This is a genomic window from Actinomadura sp. NPDC048032 (assembly GCF_040653175.1).
Lineage (GTDB): Bacteria > Actinomycetota > Actinomycetes > Streptosporangiales > Streptosporangiaceae > Spirillospora > Spirillospora verrucosospora.
In genome coordinates, this window is record NZ_JBEZJP010000022.1 from 1 (window position 1) to 16784 (window position 16784).

The following is a 16784-nucleotide window of genomic DNA, read 5'->3' on the forward strand; positions in this document are numbered from 1 at the left end:
GTGGACCCGGGAGGAGCGGTAGGTGGTCTGGGCGCGGTCCAGGAGGGGGACGATCGCGGCGTCCTCCATGATCTTCTGGTCGGCCTGCTGCCAGTAGCCGGCGGCGCGCTGGGTGTCGGGGGCGGTGAGGGCGGCGTCGATGAGGGCGTTGACCTGCGGGTTGTCGTAGCCGCCGTAGTTGGTGGAGCCCGGGCCGTAGGTGCGGCCGTCGAAGAGGGGCTGGATGATCGAGCGGCCGTTGTTGCCGTACCAGTCGGGGACCCAGCCGGGGGCGGCGATGTCCCAGCTGCCCTCGCGGGCGCGGGCCGGGGTGGACAGGGTGCTGGAGTAGAAGGAGCCGCCCGAGTCGGGGGTCAGTTCGGTCTCGACCCCGCAGGCGTCGAGGTTCTGGGCGAGGGACTGGGCGATCAGCTTGTGGACGCTGTTCGTCCGGTAGGGGAACTTCAGCGTGAGGCCGGTGCGGCCCGCCTTGCTGAGGAGCTCGCGGCATTTGGCGGGATCGCCGGACTCGCCGGGCGTGGGGTAGTGGTTGACGGCCGCGTAGCCGGAGTTGCCCGGCGGGATCACCGTGTGCAGCGGCCTCGCCACCGACGGCCCGCCGACGATCTTGATGAGGGCGCTGCGGTCGACGGCGTACTCCAGCGCCTGCCGGACCGCGGGGTCGCCGAGCGCGCCGCGGTTGCGGGGGCTGCGCGTGTTGAAGACCAGGTACGGGCTGTTGTTCGGGGTCTCCCTGATCGCGAAGCGCGGGTCGTCGCGCAGCCGCGGGATCGCCGACGTCGGGACGGGCTGGTCCCACGCGAGGTCGGCGGTGCCCTGCTCGATCTGCTGCTGGACGGTCTCCGGCGAGTCCTGCCCCAGCGTGATCTGGATCTTCGCGACGTGCCGCTCGCGCAGCGGGTCGGAACCCGCATGCCATGCCGGGTTGTGGGTGAGCAGATAGGAGATGCCCGGCTTGTAGTCGGTGATCTGGTACGGGCCGTCGGAGACGGTGTGCTGCCGGAAGTCGGCGCCGTCCGGGACGTACCGGTCGTACTCCTGCGGCGCGGCCGCGGTGACCGGCAGCGACAGCAGGTTGAGGAAGTCGCTGGCGGGACGCTTCAGCTTGAACACCAGCGTCCGGTCGTCCTTGGCGCGGACGCCCTCGAACCCGTGGTCGCGCTGGTAGGCGGCGATCGCCCGCGCGTCCTTGGCGTTCACGGAGCCGAAGCCGCGGCAGAACGCGTCCATGCCCTTGAGCGTGGAGACGAAGTAGCCCTTGGCGGCGGACGGCGAGGCCGGATTGCACAGCCGTTCGAAGCCGCGGACGAAGTCCTGGGCGGTGACGGGGCGCGGGGGGGTGGTGTTCCACCGGACGCCGTCGCGCAGCCGGACCGTGTAGGTGCGGCGGTCCTTGCCGACGTCGCCGTTCTCGCGCGTCGGGATCCGCTCGGCGACGTCGGGCCGCACGGGGACCGTCTCCTGGAAGTCGTTGGACGCCCGGTTCCCGAACAGCGTCCGGGCGAACGTGCGGACGAGCCCGTACGCGCCGACGCTGGCCACGGACGCGGGGTCGAGGTGCTCGACGTCGGAGGACCCGACGACGCGCAGCGTGCCGCCCTGGCGGGACGCGCCCTCCGCGGTCGCGCCGTCACCTCCTCCGGCGCATCCGGCGAGCCCCACCACGAGACCCGCCACCCCCGCCGTCACCTTGATCATTTCGCGTGCCGCCACGGTGTCACCTCACTGACTCAGAGCCTGGCGCGCTAGTCACCGGCGGTGTCACAGTAGGGCCAGAGCGTGACAAAGAGCCGGTACATCACCGTTTCTCTACAGAAGTAAGGACGCCCTGACAGTGGAATGTCCACTGTCAGGGCGTCCTCAGGGCGCTCTGTGATCAGGCTCTCAGCGCTCGATCTCGCCGCGGATGAACTTCTCCACCGCGTCGTGCGCCTGGTCGTCGTTGTACTGCTCCGGCGGCGACTTCATGAAGTAGGAGCTGGCCGACAGGATCGGGCCGCCGATGCCGCGGTCCTTGGCGATCTTGGCGGCGCGGACGGCGTCGATGATGACGCCGGCGGAGTTCGGGGAGTCCCAGACCTCCAGCTTGTACTCCAGGTTGAGGGGCGTGTCGCCGAAGGAGCGGCCCTCCAGGCGGACGTAGGCCCACTTGCGGTCGTCCAGCCACGGCACGTGGTCGGACGGGCCGATGTGCACGTCCGCCTTCGCCATCTCGTGCGGGATCTGCGAGGTGACCGACTGCGTCTTGGAGATCTTCTTGGACTGGAGCCGCTTGCGCTCCAGCATGTTCATGAAGTCCATGTTGCCGCCGAAGTTGAGCTGGTACGTGCGCAGCAGCTCGACGCCGCGGTCCTCGAAGAGGCGGGCCATGACGCGGTGCGTGATGGTGGCGCCGACCTGCGACTTGATGTCGTCGCCGACGATCGGCACGCCCGCGTCGGTGAACTTCTGCGCCCACTCGGGGTCGCTGGCGATGAACACGGGGAGCGCGTTCACGAACGCGACCTTGGCGTCGATCGCGCACTGGGCGTAGAAGCGGTCGGCCTCCTCGGAGCCCACCGGCAGGTACGACACCAGGACGTCCACCTCGGCGTCCTTCAGCGCCTGCACGACGTCGACCGGCTCGGCGTCGGACTCCTCGACCATGTCCAGGTAGTACTCGCCCAGGCCGTCGAAAGTGTGCCCGCGCTGCACGGTCACCCCGGTGGGCGGCACGTCGGCGAACTTGATCGTGTTGTTCTCGCTGGCGTGGATGGCCTCGGAGAGGTCCATCCCCACCTTCTTGGCGTCCACGTCGAACGCCGCCACGAACTCGACGTCGCCCACGTGGTACTCGCCGAACTGGACGTGCATCAGGCCGGGAACTCGCGTGTCAGGGGCCGCGTCCTTGTAGAACTCGACGCCCTGGACGAGCGAAGAGGCGCAGTTGCCCACACCGACGATGGCTACGCGCACGGAACCCATCCGGTCGCTCCTTCTCTGTTGCGGAACATGTGGTGGAGACTCACCCGTCCCCGAAGGCACTGGGCCACCGCTCAGCGGCCCTCGTCCCGAGGCATGTCCTGGTCAATTCGCTTAGCTGACTGTGCTTGCTGTTCCTGCTCGGCCCGCTCGCGCCCGATGAGCTCGTTGAGCCACCGGACCTCGCGCTCGACGGACTCCAGCCCGTGGTTCTGCAGTTCCAGGGTGTAGGAGTCGACTCGTTCGCGGGTTCGCGCCAGGGCGGCGCGAACGCTCTCCAGGCGCTCCTCCAGCCGGCTGCGCCGGCCTTCGAGGATCCGCAGCCGGACGTCGGCACGGGTGTGCGAGAAGAAGGCGAAGTGCACGCCGAACCCCTCGTCCTCCCACGAAGCCGGGCCGGCCTCGGTGAGGAGCAACTGCAGGCGCTCCTTGCCGTCGGCGGTGAGCTTGTAAACGATCTTCGATCGGCGGCTCTGCAGCGCCAGCGGCGCGTTCGGCTCCTCCGGCCGGTCCTCCATGATCAGCCCGTTGGCCAGGAGCTGCTTGAGGCACGGGTAGAGCGAGCCGTACGAGAACGCGCGGAACATGCCCAGCAGGGTGTTGAGCCGCTTGCGCAGCTCGTATCCGTGCATCGGGGACTCGTGCAGCAGCCCGAGCACGGCGAGCTCCAGCACGCCCGCGCCCTTCTTGGCCGCCATCCCGGTCCCTCTTCCGCAGAAGCCGATGTCTCGATCCGATGTATCGAGTGAATGTATCGACTCGATACATCGACAAGATACGTAGCCCGGCTCGTCCTGGCAAGTGGCGATCTACCTGGGACGCCCCGGATGGCCCCACCGGCCCGTATCGCGAATGTGGCGATTTCAGGGTGTATGTGGTGGAAATGTGTCAAAGTTGCGTCCTGGAATCACCTGGCCGCGTCGCACGACCTCGATCCCGGGACCGCCCGGAACGGTGAGCACGTGAGGAGGAGCACCGACCCCTCGGGGCGCGGACCGGCCGGGGCGTCCTTCGCCGAGCACACGCTCCCCCCGCTCACCAGCCCGCACAGTACTCTTCGGACGGCGCACGAGCCGCAACAAGGGCCGGGAGCCACCCGGCCCTCGGCAACAACCGTTGTCCCCTGTTGATGAGGTCGCGTGAGTAATCCAAGCCAGCCCCGACCGGAACCTGGGTCGCAGAGGCCGGGCGGGCACCAGAATCCCCGTCCCGGTGACTCCGGCGACCCCGGCTTTCCGAGCGCCCACGGTGAGCCCGCCGGAACGAACCCCGCGGGCTCCTCTGGCATGCCCCAGAACCCCGCCCCGCCGGGACCGGCGGGAGGGCCCGGTCACATGGGCGCTCCTGGCGCGAGCCCGGGTCCGCTGGGCGGCCCTTCGAGCCCGGTCCCTCCGTCCACCGGCCGCCACGCCGCTCCCAGCGCGCCAGGCGGACCGGTCGCCCCGGACGGACGCAACGCTCCGGGAAACGCGGTCGTGCCGACCGGCCAAGGCGGGCCGGGCGGGCCGGGCGGTATGCCTGGACAAGGCGGCTTCGGCGGCAACGGTGGGTTCGGTCCTAACGGCGGCCCCGGCGGGCCGCCGCCCGGTCCAGGTGGTTTCGGCGGTCCCGGTGGGTTCGGCGGACCTGGTGGATTCCAGCCGCCAGGCGCCCCCGGCATGCAGGGCGGTCCCGGAATGGGAGGCGGACGTCCTGGGATGGGCGGACCCCCCGGCGGCCAGGCGGCTCCGGGAATGGGGGCGCCGGGAGGTCCCGGCTTCCCGAACGCGCCCGGCATGGGGCCCGGTGCGGGGGGAATGGGGCCGCCTGCGGTGTTCGGGACGCCGGGGATGCCCGGCGCGGCCCCGAAGCCGGGCGTGCGCGAGAAGCTCGGTGAGCTCGGAAAGGCCGGACAGGAACTCGGCGCGAAGGTGACCGCGAAGTTCCGCGGCGGCGGCGTCCGCGCGGCCAACCGCACGGGCGGCCCTGCCGGCCCGGGTGGTCCCTTCGGCCCTGGAGGACCCGGCGGCCCCGGCGGTCCGGGTGGTCCCGGTGGGCCAGGACGGCATGGGCCGCCCGGCAAGAAGGGGTTTCTCGGCCACCTGCGCTCCCGCGAGACCGGCTGGCGGCGCTTCATCCCGTCCTGGAAGGTCGTGGGCGGTGTCTGCGGCCTCGGCCTCGCGGCGTTCGTCACGCTGGTCTGGGTCGCCTACGCCAACACCCCGACCCCCAAGGAGCCGACGGTCGCGGGCGTCGAGGACCAGGCGTCGATCTTCTACTACACCGACGGCACCGAGATCGGCCGGATCGGCAAGAAGCGGCAGAGCGTCGAGCTGGCCAAGATCCCGCCGAACGTCCAGAACGCCGTGCTGGCGGCCGAGAACCGCAGCTTCCGCACCGACCCCGGGTTCTCGGTCAAGGGGACGACGCGGGCGGTGTGGAAGAACCTGACCGGCGGGTCGGGCGGCGGCTCCACGATCACCCAGCAGCTCGCGAAGAACTACTACTCCGACCCGAACAACCGGACGGTCAGCCGCAAGTTCCAGGAGCTGTTCATCTCGCTGAAGCTGGAGGACGAGCACTCCAAGGACGAGATCCTCAAGCTCTACCTGAACACGATCTACTTCGGCCGCGACACCTACGGCATCCAGGCCGCGTCCCGCGAGTACTTCGGGACGGACGTGTGGAAGCTGCGGCCCGACCAGGCGGCCCTGCTCGGCGGCATCATCCAGAACCCCAACCGGGACCCGGGCGACAAGGCCAGCCAGGCATGGGTGACCGGCAGGTACCAGTACACGCTCAACGGCATGGTCTCGATGGGCAAGCTCAGCCGGGCCGACGCCGACAAGTACATCAAGCAGGGCCCGCCCAAGCTCCGTAAGGCGGGCACCAGCAACCAGCTCTACGGCGGCCAGCGCGGCTACATGCTGATGCGCGCCAAGCTGGAGCTCGACCGGCAGGGCATCGACACCAAGGAGCTGACCACCCAGGGCCTTCGGGTCTACACGACGTTCGACCGCAAGAAGATGGCGATGGCCAAGCGGGCCGCCGAGCAGACCGTCCCGCAGGTGGACCCGAAGAAGCTCGCCAAGAAGAAGATCCGGGTCGGCCTGGTGTCGGTGAACACCGCGAACGGCGAGGTCGTCGCGTTCTACGGCGGTCCCGACTACCTGGCCCAGTCCTTCGACAACGTGTGGCAGGGCTCGGCGCAGGCCGGGTCGGCGATGAAGCCGTACGTGCTCGCGACGGCGCTGAAGCAGAACTACAGCCTGAAGAGCCTCGTCGAGGGCCGGTCGAACACGCCGATCGGCCCGGACGGCAGCGTGGTGCCCAAGGACGACCCGAGCCGCCCCGTGATCGTCCCGAACAGCCATGACGTGGGCCCGGCGATCAACCTGATCACCGCGACGAAGGACTCGGTCAACACCGCGTTCATCCAGCTGATGGGCAAGGTCGGCATCGAGGAGGCGATCAAGACCGAGACCGACGCCGGCATCGCGTCCGACCTCCTGGAACCGCACAAGTGCTGCCTGAACCTCGCGCTGGGCGTCAACAACATCCGGCCCATCGAGCAGGCGGCGGGGTACGCGGTGTTCGCCAACGGCGGCACGTACCACCAGCCGCACGTGATCCGCGTGGTCAAGAAGTCGGACGGCAAGACGGTGCGGCTGCGCCCGGACTACGAGAAGCGCCGCGTCTTCGGCCCGAAGGTCGCCGCGGACGCGACGTACGCGATGCAGCAGGTCATCAGGAGCGGGACGGCGACCGCGGCCGCGCTGCCGGACGGGCGCCAGGCCGCGGGCAAGACCGGTACGACGGACCGGAACGTCTCGTCGTGGTTCGTCGGGTACGTCCCGCAGGTCTCGACCGCGGTGACGATCTACAACGACGCGGTCGGCCCGGACGGCAAGAAGAAGTCGGTGATCCTGCCGCAGATCGGCGAGGTCGAGGGCGGCACGATCCCCGCCCGCATCTGGCGGTCCTACATGGCGAACGCGGTCCGCGGCATGGACGCGCAGGCGTTCCCGCCGCCCGCATGGGGCGGGATCGAGCAGAAGTGGGCGAAGCCGCCGGAGAAGAAGAAAAAGGACGACGAGGGCAAGCCGCCGTGGTGCAACACCCCGGTGGGCAAGTTCGACCCGCGCTGCCAGGACGACGGCGGCGACGGCGGCGACGGCAAGCAGCCGTGCCAGTCCCCCTTCCAGAACGGCAACTGCGACCCGAACAAGCCGCCGAGCAACCCGCCGCCGCGGTGGTGGTGCCAGATGCACCAGGGCGACCCCGCCTGCCGCAACCGGAGAGGCGGGCGGGCCGCCCAGACCGAGAGCCTGCGGCCCCTGCTGCTGGCCAGGCCGCCCGAATGAACCGGCCGGCCAACGCGAACCGAACCGTCCACTGGATATGGGGGTGTGACATGGAGCATCCTGGCGATTCGCCGCACGTCGGCGCCTTTGAGCGCATGCGCCCGCCCCTTCCCACGAAGGTGAGCCTTGCCTCAGCGGCCACCTCCGCGCCGGGGGCACAGTACGCTCGGACGACGCAAAGCCGTCCCCCAGTTGATGAGGCCGCGTGAGTAACCCAAGCCGATACGGACCGGATTTCGGAGAGGGCTCTGGCCGGAGGGGCTCCCCCCGTCCCGGCTCTTCCGGTATGCCCTCGGGCGGGCAGCGCGGCGCGCCGGGCGGTCCGCCGGGCGGTCCGCCGAGCGGCTCGCCCCCACCTGGCAGGACGCCGCGCCCCGGCGGCAGGCCGGGCGGGCCCTCGCGGGCCGGCGCCCCGGGCGGTGCGCGGCGCCGCGGCGCGCCCGCGGCCATGCGTTCGGGAGGCGGCGGCCGGCCCATGCGAGGCGGCCCCGGAGGCCCTCCCGGCGGACCGGGGGGCCCGGGCGGCCCCGGCGGTCCGGGTGGTCCCGGCGGTCCCGGCGGCCCTGGCGGGCGCGGCGGCTCCGGAGGCGGCGGCGACGACTTCTGGGGTGACGAGGGACGCGGCGGCGGGCGCGGCGGACGCGGTGGGCGCGGCGGCGGCCGTCGCGAGCGCAAGCGCACCGACGAGGCGGGCCAGAAGAAGACGGGCTGGAAGCGCTACGTCCCGAACTGGAAGATCGTCGTCGCCGCGGTCAGCGTGATCATCCTCGGCCTGGCGACGCTCGTCATCGTCGCCTACGCCAACACTCCGATCCCGAACGAGAAGCAGGCGGCCGCGGCCGCCCAGGAGTCGGTGATCACCTACTCGGACGGGTCGCCGCTGGCGCGCATCGGCACCCACCGCGAGGACATCTCGCTGGACAAGGTGCCCAAGCACGTCCAGAACGCCGTCCTCGCGGCGGAGGACCGCAACTTCTGGCACGAGCCGGGCATCTCCCCGATGGGCATCCTGGGCGCGATGTACCGGGCGGGGACCGGCGGCGACGTCGCCGGCGCCTCGACGATCACGCAGCAGCTCGCCCGCAACTACTGGGCGAACCTCAGCCAGGACCGCACGGTCAGCCGCAAGTTCAAGGAAATCCTCATCTCCATCCGGATGGGGAAGGAGATGGACAAGGCGCGCGTGCTGGAGCTGTACCTGAACACGGTCCCGTTCGGACGGCACGCCTACGGCATCCAGGCCGCGTCCCGCGCCTACTTCCACAAGCCCGTCACCGAGATCAACGAGTCGCAGGCGGCGATGCTCGCGGCCATGATCCAGCGGCCGGGCTACTTCGCCACCTACGGGCCCGACTCCAACCCCGCCAAGAAGGCGCTGATCAGCCGCTGGAACTACGTCCTCGACGGCATGGTCGAGAAGAACTGGCTCGACTCCGGCAAGCGCGCCCAGGCGAAGTTCCCCCAGACGCAGAAGAACTGGAGCGACGTCCCGGACGACCCGAACACCGGCTACCTCCAGGACCGCGTCATCAACGAGCTGAAGTCGCTCGGCATCGACGAGCAGATGCTGGAGACCGGCGGCCTGAAGATCACCACCACGTTCCGCAAGGACCTGCAGGACTACACCAACAAGGCCGTCTCGCAGATCCGCAAGCAGAACGGGCTGAAGAACGACATCCAGTTCGGCCTCGCGGCGATCGACCCGAAGACGGGCGGCGTGGTGGCCGCCTACGGCGGACCCGACTACCGCAAGCAGCAGTTCGACAACTCCTTCCAGGGCAAGGTGCAGCCCGGTTCGTCGTTCAAGCCGATCGTGCTCGCCACGGCGCTCGACCAGGGCATCAGCCTGCGGACGACGATGGACGGCAGCTACAAGCGCACGATCAACGGCGCGTCCTTCACCAACGACAGCCGCTCGGAGAACGGGGTCTACAACCTCAAGCAGATGACGGCGATGTCTATCAACACGGCGTACGTCGACCTGGGGCAGAAGGTCCAGCTGGCCAACGTCGTGGACATGGCCAAGAAGATGGGCATCCCGGACGACACCCCGAACCTCTCGAACACCATCACGTCGCTGCCGCTGGGCGTCATCGACGCGAGCCCGGTCACGATGGCGTCGGTCTACTCGACGTTCGCGGCGGGGGGCAAGCACCGGGAGGCCCACGTGATCGCCAAGATCACCGACAACCGCGGCCGCTCCATCGTGAACAACAAGCAGAAGCCGCTGGAGAAGCTGCCCTGGCAGAAGCCCACGACGGCCTTCGACGAGGGGGTCGCGGCCGACGCCACGAACGCGATGCAGGCGGTCGTCACCAGCGGTACCGGTAAGCGCGCGAGCCTCGGCGCCCGCCCGGTCGCCGGCAAGACCGGTACCACCGACGAGAACAAGTCGGCCTGGTTCGTCGGCTACACGCCGGAACTCGTGACGTCGGCGGCGATGTGGCGGCAGGACAAGAACGGCAACCGCAAGTCGCTGATCGGCGTGGGAAGTTACAGCCAGGTCTACGGTGGTACGGTCCCGGCCGACCTCTTCAAGACCTTCATGCTGAAGGCCCTGGAGGGCAAGGACATCACGCCGTTCCCGCCGCCGGTCAACGGCGGCGAGGTCGCCCCGTGGGCGAAGGCGAAGCCGACTCCGACGGTGTCCTCGACCCCGACGCCGACCAACACCCCGACCTGCCAGCCGGGACAGGGCCAGGGGCAGGGCCAGGGACGCGGGCAGCGGCCGCCGGCCGGATGCCAGTCGGAGACGCCCAAGCCGACGGAGACGCCGACCATCACCCCGCCGACGTCGGGCGACGTGCCGTGCAACCAGTACAACATGCCGCTCGGCTGCAACCCCGACCTGCCTCCGACCGGCGACAAGACCTGGTGGTGCGCGAAACCCGAGCACAAGAACGACCCGGCCTGCCGGAAGCAGGACCCCGCCACCAACAACTAGCGGCGCGTCCGCGACGCGACGGCCCGGAGCCCCACGGCTCCGGGCCGTTCCCGTTCTTGATCGCCCGCGCTCCCGGGCGAATAGGCTGCTGTCCATGTCGTCGTCCACGGAGAGGCTCACGATGTCCGCCGACAGCGACCGGGCGGACGCTCCCGGACGGCTGAAGCGGCTCGCGCCGGTGCTGACCGGGCTCACCGCCCTGACGTGCCTTCTCGGCTGGCTGCAGAAGCAGCCCTGCGCGTCGGCGCGGTTCGACTTCCTCAAGACGACGGCGAACGCCTGCTACACCGACGTCTATCCGCTCTACTACGTGCGCGGGCTCAGCGACGGGAAGCTCCCGTACTTCGACACGTTCACCGGTTCCGACATCCGGTACGTGGAGTACCCGGTGCTGAGCGGCGGCTTCATGCAGCTGGTCGCGTGGCTGGTCAAGCCGTTCGGGGTGGACGGGCGCGGCCTCGCGTTCTACAACGTCACCGTCCTGCTCCTCGCCGTCCTCGCGGTCGTCGCGGTCCTCGCCACCGCGTACGCGGCCGGGCGCCGGTCCCTGCGCGCCGGGCTGATGATCGCGCTGTCCCCCGCGCTCCTCCTCACCGCCTACATCAACTGGGACCTGCTGGCGGTCGCGCTGTCGGCGCTGGCACTGGCCGCCTGGTCGGCGCGCCGCCCGGCCCTGGCGGGCGTCCTCCTCGGCCTGGCGATCGCGGCGAAGTTCTATCCGCTGCTGTTCCTCGGGCCGCTCGTCCTGCTGTGCGTCCGGGCCGGGCAGTGGCGCCCCATGGGCCGCGTGCTCGCCGGAACCGCCGCCGGATGGCTGGCCGTGAACGTGCCGGTGATGCTCTTCGCGTGGGACGGGTGGAAGGAGTTCTACACCTTCAGCCAGAAGCGCGGCATCGACTGGGGCTCGATCTTCTTCGTCCTGCAGGACCACGGGCTGGACAAGCCCGCCTCCGACACCGGCCTCCTCAACCTGTACGGCACGGGGACGTTCCTCGTCCTCGCGGCCGGGATCGCCGTCCTCGCCCTGGCCGCCCCGCGCCGCCCGCGTCTGCCGCAGCTGATGTTCCTCGTGCTGGTCGCGTTCATGCTGCCGAACAAGGTCTGGTCGCCGCAGTACGTCCTGTGGCTGCTGCCGCTGGCGGTGCTGGCGCGGCCTAAGCTGCCGGCGTTCGTCGCCTGGCAGCTCGGCGAGATCGCCTACTTCTTCGGCATCTGGTGGTTCCTGCTGTCGGTGTCCGCCCAGACGCAGGGCGCCGACCTGGCCGGAACGCTGTCGGCGGTGCTGAGCCTGGACGCTCCGGACGGCGGGATCAGCAAGGACGTCTACACGCTGGCGCTGCTCGCCCGGTTCGTGACCGTCCTCCTCCTGGCGGTGCTGGTGGTGCGCGACGTCCTGGTCCCGTCCGCCGACATCGTCCGGTCGGACGGGGACGACGACCCGGCGGGCGGCGTCCTCGACGGCGCACCCGACGTGGTGGCGCTGGCACGCCGGCGCGGCGACCACCACGCCGGCGTGCCCCTGCCCACCTGAGTCAGCCGCGGGAGCGCAGCGCGTCGATGAACCACTGGTAGAGCGGCGTCAGCGTCGGCGGGACGGGCCAGCCGTTGATGAGGGCGAGCAACTGCCAGTACCGCTCGGTGCGCGGGTCGGTGCCGATCTCCAGCCGCCGCAGCAGATCGCGCCTGAAGGCGGCGTCGTCGGCGGCGTCCCAAGCGTCGGCGTAGGCGCGGACCAGTTCGTCGACGACGGGGCGGGCCGCCTCCGAGCCGGGCTCGATCCCGTCCGCGATGGCCTGCTCCGCCTTCTTCTGGGTCAGGTCGGCGAGGGCGGCGAACTGGTCCGGGACGGCTCCCTTCGCGACCTCGGCCGCCTGGAACTCGGCCATCCGGCGCACCGAGGCCCGGAATCCGGGGTCGCCGACCAGTTCGGCCAGCTCGACCCAGGCGTCGACCTGCTCGGGTTCGGGCTCGTCGGGCAGATCCGGCAGCGCGGCGCGCATCTTCTCCGCGAAGCCGGGGTGCAGGTCGAGCCCGGCGAAGGACTCGTCGATGAAGTCGGTGATGATCCGGCGCCGCTCCTCGTCGGACAGCCGGGCGAGCTTGTGCATGAGTTCGATCTCCTCGGGGGTCGATCCGCGTCTGGCCACCGCCCGCAGCACGGCCCTGCGCAGCCTGAGCGTGCGTATCTGCACGTCCAGCGCGTCCGCGTGCGCCGCCGCGACCTGCCCGACGTCGACCTCCCGGTCCAGCAGGCGCCGGACGGTGGCGAGGTCGACGCCGAGGTCCCGCAGCGTCCGCACGAGGTCGAGGCGCGAGGCGGCGTCCGCGTCGTACAGCCGGTAACCGGCCTCGGTGCGGCGGGTGGGCGGGACGACACCGGCGTCGGAGTAGAACCGGATCGTCCGCACCGGCAGCCCGGTGCGGCGCGCCAGTTCGCCGATCGTGTACGTGGTGTCGCCGTCCATGCCCCTCACCCTGCGGCCTCCACCCGCTGGAGACTCAACCCGGAATCGCACGCTCTCACATCGGGCGGGGAAAGGGCCCGTCCGGGGATCGCCGGACGGGCCCGTGACGCTGCTGGGACCGGCTCAGTCCTCGTGGGCCGGATCGGCGACGGTGGGGGTGGTGCCCTCGCGGCGGGCGCGGCGGACGTCCTGGACGAACTCGCGGGAGAACATCGCCGACAGGGTGGCGACGCCGCCGCGGTGGACGCGGATCTCCCCGTGCCGGACCTCGCCGGTGACGCGGATCGCGCGGCCGTCGCCGTTCTCGCCGGTCCAGTCCTTGACGCGGCCGCGGCCGGTGTAGCGCAGGTCCCAGTGGTCGATCCGGGCGTCCTGCGGGACGAGCAGCTTCACCATCGCGTGGTCGAGGTCGACCTCGATCTCGATGTCGCCGTCCGGGATCCGCGGCGAGCGCAGGTCCAGCACGACCAGGCCGCGGCGGGCGCGGACCTCGAAGCGGCGGCCGGTCGTCCAGTGGCCGAGCTTCTTGACGTTCTCGTAGTGGGCCTGGACGCGGGTCGGCGTGCCGGTGGCGGTGGGCGTGGCGGTGGGCGTGGTGTCCATCTCTGTGTTCCTCTCGGAATCGGGCAACTACCTCGCTCCAAGAGTTGCTCGTCATTTGAGCATCTCTCTATTCGAGAGAATAGGAGTCGGCGGAACCCCTGTCAAGACACGTGAATGCGCCACGGGCAGGCCTCGCCCGTCCCCGCGGGAAGGAGGGCGGGGGGAGGGACGCGCGGTATAGCCGGAATCTTCCGGTTATGACGGGTTCCGTGGTGAGGGTGGGGGAACGGAACGCGGCGGACGGGGCGGCTCGCCCCGGCCCCGCGCATCGGCGGGGAGCGGGAACTGCCGGGAGATGACGTGAACGCGGACCGAGCACTGACCGAGCTGCTCGCCGGGCGGCTGAGGCCGGGCGTCTACCAGTGGCGGACGCCTCCCGTGCCGGGCGCCGTCGGCGACACGAGCTGGCTGGAGCGCGCCGACGAGGCCGGCTGGCGCGGCTTCTACCTCGACGGGCGCCGCGCCAGGGACAGGGACTCGTTCCTGCGGCTGTGCGGCGGCGTGTTCGAACTGCCCGAGGGCGCGGGCGCCGACTGGGACGATCTCGGCGAATGCCTCAAGGACCTGTCATGGACGCCCGCGAAGCACGGCTACCTGGTGCTCTACGAATCGTGGGCGGAACTGGCCGACGCCGACCCGGCCTCGCTGCGCGCCGTCCTCGACGTGTTCGGGCGCGCGGTGAGGAACTGGCGGGACACCCCCACCCCCATGACGGTGCTGATGTCGAGCGTCGGTGTGGAAGTGGCGGGCGTCCCCCGGCTCCCCTGAGGAAGCCCGGATCAGTAGGTGCTGGTGGAGCCGGCGCTCGCCGCGAACATCGCGATCCCGAGGATGTAGAAGAGCAGGATCAGGAGCCAGCCCGCGGAGATCAGGTACCCGAGGATCAGACCGGTGACGGCCATGCCGTGCCCGCCCTCGCCCGTCCGCTTGATCTGGCCGAGCGAGACGTGCCCGAAGATCACCGCGAGGACGGACGTCACGCCGCAGGCGAAGAAGCCGATCAGACCGCACACCAGCGACGCGGTGGCCATCCCGTTGGTCGGCGGGGCGACCGGCATCGACTGCCCGTAGTAGTGGTGCTGCACGGCCGGGGGCTGGGAGTAGGACTGGGCGTAGGGGTCCTGGGCTCCGTAGCCGTAGGGGTCGTAAGGGGGCTGTGCCATGTGCTTCCCGATCGATTCGCGCGCCCGCCGCCGGAGAGCACGCGTGCGCTGAGGGCTGGTTCCGGATTATGCCAGTGTGACGTGACCTTCGAAGTTTGTCGTCAGGCTGGGTCTACGCGCAGTTAGATGCCGCTCTCGCCACCGCGGTTCCCGGACACAGGCGACGATCCCGACTCTGCTTCGTCAGAGCTTGGAACGCAACCACGAGATGTCGTCGGCCTGGCCCGCGGCGGGCGTCTCCACCACGACCGGGGCGCCCGCCGCCCTCACCACGCCGAGGATGAGCTCCGGGTCGATGCTGCCGCTGCCCAGGTTGGCGTGCCGGTCGGCCCCCGACCCGAACGAGTCCCGGCTGTCGTTGCAGTGCACCAGGTCGATGCGGCCGGTTATGGCCTTGATCCGGTCGACGGCGTCGACGAGCTCCTCCCCCGCCGCGTGCGCGTGGCAGGTGTCGAGGCAGAAACCGAGCTTGGACTCCAGGCCCGGCACCCCGGAGAGCACCTCCCACAGCCGCGAGATCCGGTCGAACCTGCGCGCCATCGCGTTCCCGCCGCCCGCGGTGTTCTCGATGTAGACCGGGATCGGGCATTCGACCCGCTCGAACACCTTGCGCCAGTTCTCGAAGCCGGTCTCCGGGTCGTCGTCCTTCAGCACGTGACCGCCGTGCACGATCAGCGCCTTCGCCCCGATCGACGCGGCCGCCTCCAGCTGCTGGGTGAGGTTCTTGCGGCTCGGGATCCGGATCCGGTTGTTGGACGTCGCCACATTGATCGTGTACGGGGCGTGCACGTACACGTCCACGCCGGAACCCGCCAGCGCCTCCACGCCCTCGGGCAGCACCGGCTTCTTCCACCCCTGCGGATCGCCGAGGAAGAACTGGACGACGTCGGCGCCGACCGCGCGGGCGTTGTCGAGCGGGTTGTTCTGGTCGACGTGGGCTCCGATGCGCATGCCAACGAGACTAGCCGCGCCCTGCGACAGGCCGCGCGGTCACGCCGGCCACGCTGGCCCCGCGGTCAGATCGAGAAGCCTCCGTGGCTCAGCGCGAAGCCGGCGCCGACGAACGAGGTGACCATCCCGATCACGTTCAGCCACCGCTCGTTCGTCGTCGCGGAGACCATCTGGGAGTACAGGGCGACGGGCAGGCCGATGACGCCGAGCAGCGTCCCGGCGAAGTGGGCCGCGGGGATCCAGCCGAGGACCAGCGCCGCGATCCCGAGCGTCACCGCGGTTACCGCCAGCACGTCCTTCCGCCGATGGGGCTCGGCCTCGCTCTGGGCGCGGACGGCGCGCTTCGGAGCGCCGGCGCCGGTCGCCTGCTGGGACATCGGGATCCCTCCTCCAGCTCGAACTCCCGCGCCGGTGGCCGCACGGCGAGCGCGGGACCGAACGGACCATGCGGGTAAAGCAATTCCCAGCCAAGCCGGGGATCAACCGGTGGGCGGCGCGGAATGTCGGCGGCACCCGGTACGGTCGAACACGGATTCGAGAACACCGGCTCGGGTCCGTCCTCCGAGGGGAAGCGGGGGAAGAGCAGGAGGTGCACACCGTGAAACAAGCGGAGCTGGGGCTCATCGGTGACGCGGAGCTCGTCGAGGAGCTGTCGATGCTGACCACGCAGGCCGCCCGCATGCGCGCCCGCATGGCCGACATCATGGCCGAACTGGAACGCCGCCGCTGTAGCCGCCCCACCCAGTCCCAAGCAAGGCGCTAGGTCCGCCCATGCCGCACGCCTGGCCCGCCCCTGCGCTCCGCTCCGGAAACCGGCGTCCCTCGTGCCGGGGCGACCCCTGAACCCCGGTTCCCTCCACTCCGCCGGCGCTCAGCTCGGGGAACCGGCGTGTGCGCCTCCCAGTGTTGGTAGCCTGTATCGGTCTCGTGGCAGGTCCGCCCGGCGATCCGGGTCCGGCGCCGCCGCGACGGACGCAAGAGCCCTCCTGTCACGGAGAGACCGTGACCGCACCAGTCCAGAGGAGGTAGGGACACAGCATGCGTCGTTACGAACTCATGACCATTCTCGACCCCGCCATCGACGAGCGCACCGCGGGCGCGGCGCTCGACCCGTTCCTGAAGGTCGTCAAGGACGACGGCGGCAGCGTGGAGAAGGTCGACGTCTGGGGCCGCCGGCGCCTGGCGTACGACATCCAGAAGAAGTCCGAAGGCATCTACGCGGTGGTCGACCTGTCGGCTGAGCCTGCCACGGTCAAGGAGCTCGACCGGCAGCTCAACCTGAGCGAGTCGATCCTCCGTACCAAGGTCATCCGCCCCGAGGTCCACTGAGCCAGGCTCAGCCCTCACAGCAGCC

14 protein-coding genes are annotated in these 16784 nt (G+C 70.4%); 6 read left to right on the forward strand and 8 right to left on the reverse strand.

Features of this window, described 5'->3' with window-relative positions; genetic code table 11:
- From AB0C69_RS05375 to AB0C69_RS05385, 3 genes are all read right to left on the reverse strand, one after another.
- Positions 1-1713 (reverse strand): ABC transporter substrate-binding protein (locus AB0C69_RS05375; RefSeq protein WP_360350069.1); only part of this gene is annotated, 1713 nt, incomplete at its 3' end.
- Between the two features lie 171 nt (positions 1714-1884).
- Positions 1885-2964 carry an inositol-3-phosphate synthase gene (locus tag AB0C69_RS05380; RefSeq protein ID WP_345182788.1) on the reverse strand — a complete coding sequence of 360 codons (1080 nt, stop codon included), beginning with the start codon at positions 2962-2964 and terminating at the stop codon, positions 1885-1887.
- A gap of 71 nt (positions 2965-3035) precedes the next feature.
- Positions 3036-3659, reverse strand: a complete 624-nt coding sequence (locus AB0C69_RS05385; protein WP_179831420.1) for a PadR family transcriptional regulator — start codon at positions 3657-3659, stop codon at positions 3036-3038.
- A gap of 1098 nt (positions 3660-4757) precedes the next feature.
- Here AB0C69_RS05385 and AB0C69_RS05390 point away from each other — a divergent pair.
- The 3 genes from AB0C69_RS05390 to AB0C69_RS05400 all read left to right on the forward strand — a co-directional run bounded on the left by AB0C69_RS05390 (position 4758) and on the right by AB0C69_RS05400 (position 11779).
- On the forward strand, positions 4758-7304 hold the full coding sequence (locus tag AB0C69_RS05390) for a transglycosylase domain-containing protein (RefSeq protein ID WP_360350074.1): 2547 nt from the start codon (positions 4758-4760) through the stop codon (positions 7302-7304).
- A 475-nt stretch (positions 7305-7779) separates the two neighbouring features.
- Positions 7780-10248, forward strand: a complete 2469-nt coding sequence (locus AB0C69_RS05395) for a transglycosylase domain-containing protein (protein WP_360350077.1) — start codon at positions 7780-7782, stop codon at positions 10246-10248.
- 94 nt (positions 10249-10342) lie between these two features.
- The gene (locus AB0C69_RS05400; protein ID WP_360350080.1) at positions 10343-11779 is read left to right on the forward strand and encodes a glycosyltransferase 87 family protein; all 1437 of its coding nucleotides are present in this window, start codon (positions 10343-10345) and stop codon (positions 11777-11779) included.
- Between the two features lies 1 nt (position 11780).
- Here the strand turns inward: AB0C69_RS05400 and AB0C69_RS05405 are convergent, their stop codons facing one another.
- Positions 11781-12713 carry a MerR family transcriptional regulator gene (locus AB0C69_RS05405; protein WP_360350083.1) on the reverse strand — a complete coding sequence of 311 codons (933 nt, stop codon included), beginning with the start codon at positions 12711-12713 and terminating at the stop codon, positions 11781-11783.
- Positions 12714-12836: 123 nt separating this feature from the next.
- Positions 12837-13316 carry a hypothetical protein gene (locus tag AB0C69_RS05410; protein ID WP_360350086.1) on the reverse strand — a complete coding sequence of 160 codons (480 nt, stop codon included), beginning with the start codon at positions 13314-13316 and terminating at the stop codon, positions 12837-12839.
- A 300-nt stretch (positions 13317-13616) separates the two neighbouring features.
- Between AB0C69_RS05410 and AB0C69_RS05415 the strand changes: the two genes are divergently transcribed.
- Positions 13617-14084 (forward strand): barstar family protein, encoded by a 468-nt coding sequence (locus AB0C69_RS05415; RefSeq protein WP_360350089.1) that lies wholly within the window; start codon positions 13617-13619, stop codon positions 14082-14084.
- Between the two features lie 11 nt (positions 14085-14095).
- Here the strand turns inward: AB0C69_RS05415 and AB0C69_RS05420 are convergent, their stop codons facing one another.
- The 3 genes from AB0C69_RS05420 to AB0C69_RS05430 all read right to left on the reverse strand — a co-directional run bounded on the left by AB0C69_RS05420 (position 14096) and on the right by AB0C69_RS05430 (position 15807).
- Positions 14096-14479, reverse strand: coding sequence for a DUF4190 domain-containing protein (locus AB0C69_RS05420; protein ID WP_345178694.1), 384 nt, complete (start codon positions 14477-14479; stop codon positions 14096-14098).
- A 183-nt stretch (positions 14480-14662) separates the two neighbouring features.
- Positions 14663-15430 carry a deoxyribonuclease IV gene (locus AB0C69_RS05425; protein ID WP_353833963.1) on the reverse strand — a complete coding sequence of 256 codons (768 nt, stop codon included), beginning with the start codon at positions 15428-15430 and terminating at the stop codon, positions 14663-14665.
- Positions 15431-15495: 65 nt separating this feature from the next.
- A complete protein-coding gene (locus AB0C69_RS05430; protein WP_360350092.1) occupies positions 15496-15807 on the reverse strand; it encodes a hypothetical protein in 312 nt (103 codons plus the stop codon).
- A 221-nt stretch (positions 15808-16028) separates the two neighbouring features.
- On the opposite strand from AB0C69_RS05430, the gene AB0C69_RS05435 reads away from it, so the two are divergent.
- Positions 16029-16193 (forward strand): hypothetical protein, encoded by a 165-nt coding sequence (locus AB0C69_RS05435; protein WP_345178699.1) that lies wholly within the window; start codon positions 16029-16031, stop codon positions 16191-16193.
- A 275-nt stretch (positions 16194-16468) separates the two neighbouring features.
- A complete protein-coding gene (gene rpsF / locus AB0C69_RS05440) occupies positions 16469-16759 on the forward strand; it encodes a 30S ribosomal protein S6 (protein WP_345178700.1) in 291 nt (96 codons plus the stop codon).
- Positions 16760-16784 lie beyond the last annotated feature (25 nt).

Bases quoted from the DNA above. Each gene is read 5' to 3' on its own strand.
- AB0C69_RS05395 (WP_360350077.1), top strand. From the start codon at position 7,780: ATGCGAGGCGGCCCCGGAGGCCCTCCCGGCGGACCGGGGGGCCCGGGC.
- AB0C69_RS05380 (WP_345182788.1), bottom strand. From the start codon at position 2,964: ATGGGTTCCGTGCGCGTAGCCATCGTCGGTGTGGGCAACTGCGCCTCT.
- AB0C69_RS05405 (WP_360350083.1), bottom strand. From the start codon at position 12,713: ATGGACGGCGACACCACGTACACGATCGGCGAACTGGCGCGCCGCACC.
- rpsF (WP_345178700.1), top strand. From the start codon at position 16,469: ATGCGTCGTTACGAACTCATGACCATTCTCGACCCCGCCATCGACGAG.
- AB0C69_RS05400 (WP_360350080.1), top strand. From the start codon at position 10,343: ATGTCGTCGTCCACGGAGAGGCTCACGATGTCCGCCGACAGCGACCGG.
- AB0C69_RS05430 (WP_360350092.1), bottom strand. From the start codon at position 15,807: ATGTCCCAGCAGGCGACCGGCGCCGGCGCTCCGAAGCGCGCCGTCCGC.
- AB0C69_RS05420 (WP_345178694.1), bottom strand. From the start codon at position 14,479: ATGGCACAGCCCCCTTACGACCCCTACGGCTACGGAGCCCAGGACCCC.
- AB0C69_RS05425 (WP_353833963.1), bottom strand. From the start codon at position 15,430: ATGCGCATCGGAGCCCACGTCGACCAGAACAACCCGCTCGACAACGCC.
- AB0C69_RS05410 (WP_360350086.1), bottom strand. From the start codon at position 13,316: ATGGACACCACGCCCACCGCCACGCCCACCGCCACCGGCACGCCGACC.
- AB0C69_RS05390 (WP_360350074.1), top strand. From the start codon at position 4,758: ATGGGGCCGCCTGCGGTGTTCGGGACGCCGGGGATGCCCGGCGCGGCC.
- AB0C69_RS05385 (WP_179831420.1), bottom strand. From the start codon at position 3,659: ATGGCGGCCAAGAAGGGCGCGGGCGTGCTGGAGCTCGCCGTGCTCGGG.